The sequence below is a fragment of the Burkholderiales bacterium genome, assembly GCA_013695435.1.
Classification (GTDB): Bacteria; Pseudomonadota; Gammaproteobacteria; order Burkholderiales; family JACMKV01; genus JACMKV01.
The window spans coordinates 1-2936 of sequence record JACDAM010000035.1 but is presented as its reverse complement, the minus strand read 5'-3'; the positions used below and the strand labels follow the sequence as shown (position 1 = coordinate 2936).

Here is a 2936-nt window from a genome sequence, read left to right as displayed (position 1 = left end):
CGGCTCGAAAGTCCAGCCTCCGATGCCGACGCGTATACGACCGGTCTCTGCCATCACAGCCTCCATTGAAATGAACGAGCGCGATGCCGTCGTAATAATAAGACGAACACGCGCCGCGCCGGTCGATGCCCTAAAATATGTATGCCGACCAGAATAAAGAACGCTCGGCTTCAGCCAATCCGGACCGCCATCAGATGTACACCGTTCGCGTCCCATTCGCGTTACCTGACCGAACAAGGATCGCCGCGGAAGAGGCACGCACGTCGGTCGGTGACATTGAGATGAGCCTCAAGACAGATGGGCGATTCCACGTGTTCATCGCCCGCGGCTTTACTTCGGAAGGCCAAGCGAAAGACTTTTTTGCGAGATCTCCGGCGGCAATAGCCTGGCTCTTGCTGCAGAGAGGCATCGCAGCAAGGGCTTCACGTGTCGCTCAGCCTGTGAAGTACTTTCCAAACCCAGAGGAAGCTGCAGCGAATCTTTCAAAGAGCCTTGGGGTACGGATCGATGGTCCAGTGGACTGAAACATTGATGGTTCAGAGCCCGCCATTCACCTCACGGACAAGATGCTGCGGATCACCACTTTCGGCCAAGGAAATGTCTTTATAACTACTCCGTCTGGCATGCCTGAGTGTGCTGATAAAAGGAGCGTCCTTCCCAAAGAGCAGCCAGGTTGGGGCGGACCGGAAACTTAGCGTAGCGCTCGATCTTTACAGCGCGTTTTTTACTGAGCAATCGGCCAACGCTCGCTTCCTGACGCTAATCATGTCGCTTGAGGCGTTGGCAATCGGTACATGCAAGGCTCCCTTGGCCTTGGAACTTCTTGCCAAATGGTCGAGCGAAGTGGAAGCACTATTGAAGAGCGTCCCACCAAACTCAGGTGATGCGGTGTCTCTTGAAGCGTTGAACCGGGAGTTGCTCTTTCGACGGGAAGACTCTGTCCGGAGTCAGGTACGGAAACTCGTGCTCTCGGCCTTGCTACTGGACGCTGATGCTAATGATATGGCTCGCGCCGCAGTGGACCTCTATGACTTGCGGAGCAAACTTGTGCATGATGGCGCCCTTGATGCGAGGACGTTGGACGTCGCAACGTCGGAAGCGAAGAGCCTAGTTCACCGCGTGCTACTCATTCGGTTCCAACGTGTAACGCAAGGCGAATGAGCGCCTGATGTCTGACTCGTTTGCTGATGCCCAACGATAGAAGCGATGCGGACTGCCTTGCAAGGCGAGCTTTTCGATCCGGCAGCGCCCGTTTCGGATAGCGTGGCGCTGCGCATTCTCGGTAAAGCCGATGCCGATGTCATCGTCGGATATAAAGCCGAACGCGGCGGCGCGCGCGCCATCGACAACTGGCAGAATCAGGTCGATTGGCCGGAGCGCAGCGGCGACCTGCGCGTTCCCGGGCAAACACCGGCGATGCCGATGGTGGTGGCGATGCCGGGCGCGGCGCGCGGCTTCGTCTATGCCCGCGGGCCATTCCGCGAGGCAACGCAGCGCGGCGCAAGCCAATGATATCGGCGGAATTGCAAGCTCATCCGCAGACACACAACGCACTCGTAAGCGGGATTGCGGTGCACATTGTGCGGCCCCAACCCGGGACGCTTGCCTTGACCTTTGCCCTGAGCGGCGATCTCGCCCGGCTCCGCATTCCGCCGCCGTCGTCGGCCCAGTCGTGCTACATGGCCGAGCGCCTTTGGCAGCACACGTGCTTCGAAGCTTTTATCGGTGTGCCCGGCTCGCAAGCCTATTACGAATTCAACTTCGCGCCTTCCGGTCAGTGGATGGCGTATGCTTTCCGCGATTATCGCGACGGCGCAGCTCTGACAGATGAGACTTTGGCGCCGCGGATCACGCTGCGGACTTCAGATAAGAAACTCGAACTCGATGCCGTCATCACGCTGGATAAACTGGCGCTTTTGCCGCCGCCGCGTTCACCACTGCGGCTCGGTCTGTCGGCGGTGGTCGAAGACGACAGCGGCGCAATTTCCTGGTGGGCGCTGCGACATGCGCCAGGCAAGCCGGATTTTCACCATGCCGATGCTTTCGCTCTGCAGCTTTGATGCCGTTAGCATGGCGGACGATCGCAGCGCTCCCGCGCGCGCTCCGGCGAGGAAGGTCTATTCCGCATAGGTCGCGCCGCAGTTCTTCCGCATGTGAAGCAAGCCATAACATCGTATTGACATTCGTTCCCAGGAAAAACCGATGAAGTTCGGCATAGACCGTTTGCTCGAAGAACCGGCGCTGCGCAAACCGCTGGCCGGCCGCCGCGTCGCGCTACTGGCGCACCCGGCTTCGGTGACGATGGACCTTGTGCACTCGCTCGACGCCCTCGCCGCTCTCGACGGCATCGAGTTGACCGCCGCTTTCGGTCCGCAGCACGGACTGCGCGGCGACAAGCAGGACAACATGATCGAATCCGCGGATTTCCACGATCCGCTGCACCGCATTCCGGTGTTCAGCCTGTATGGCGAAGTGCGGCGGCCGACTGCCGCAATGATGGACAGTTTCGATGTGCTGCTCGTCGATTTGCAGGACCTCGGCTGCCGCATCTACACGTTCATCACGACCCTGCGCTACGTGCTCGAAGCGGCAGCCGAGCGGCGCAAGGCGGTGTGGATACTCGATAGGCCGAATCCGGCCGGGCGTCCGGTCGAAGGCCTGATCCTGCGCGAAGGCTGGGAAAGCTTTGTTGGCGCCGGGCCGATGCCCATGCGCCACGGCCTGACGCTCGGCGAACTCGCGCGCTGGTTCATCCGCACGCTGCGTCTCGACGTCGAATGCGAGATCGTGACGATGCAAGGCTGGCAGCCGTCGCGCGCTCCCGGCTACGGCTGGCCGATTGGCGAACGCGCCTGGATCAACCCGAGCCCGAACGCGCCGAACCTTTCGATGGCGCGCTGCTATGCAGGAACTGTCATGCTCGAAGGCGCAACCCT

Annotated in this window: 5 protein-coding genes; all 5 read left to right on the top strand. The window is 60.3% G+C overall.

What is annotated here, in order from left to right; translation table 11 throughout:
* The first annotated feature begins 137 nt into the window (after window positions 1-137).
* Window positions 138-524, top strand: a complete 387-nt coding sequence (locus H0V78_01860; GenBank protein ID MBA2350561.1) for a hypothetical protein — start codon at window positions 138-140, stop codon at window positions 522-524.
* A gap of 109 nt (window positions 525-633) precedes the next feature.
* Window positions 634-1161 carry a hypothetical protein gene (locus tag H0V78_01855; protein ID MBA2350560.1) on the top strand — a complete coding sequence of 176 codons (528 nt, stop codon included), beginning with the start codon at window positions 634-636 and terminating at the stop codon, window positions 1159-1161.
* A 45-nt stretch (window positions 1162-1206) separates the two neighbouring features.
* Window positions 1207-1512 carry a hypothetical protein gene (locus H0V78_01850; protein ID MBA2350559.1) on the top strand — a complete coding sequence of 102 codons (306 nt, stop codon included), beginning with the start codon at window positions 1207-1209 and terminating at the stop codon, window positions 1510-1512.
* Between the two features lie 95 nt (window positions 1513-1607).
* On the top strand, window positions 1608-2060 hold the full coding sequence (locus H0V78_01845) for a DOMON-like domain-containing protein (protein ID MBA2350558.1): 453 nt from the start codon (window positions 1608-1610) through the stop codon (window positions 2058-2060).
* Window positions 2061-2202: 142 nt separating this feature from the next.
* Window positions 2203-2936: DUF1343 domain-containing protein (locus H0V78_01840; protein ID MBA2350557.1), on the top strand; the 734-nt coding region annotated here is incomplete at its 3' end.

What these genes read in the sequence shown, in the direction of transcription:
- H0V78_01860 (MBA2350561.1), top strand. Translation starts at nt 138, where the DNA reads ATGTATGCCGACCAGAATAAAGAACGCTCGGCTTCAGCCAATCCGGAC.
- H0V78_01850 (MBA2350559.1), top strand. Translation starts at nt 1,207, where the DNA reads ATGCGGACTGCCTTGCAAGGCGAGCTTTTCGATCCGGCAGCGCCCGTT.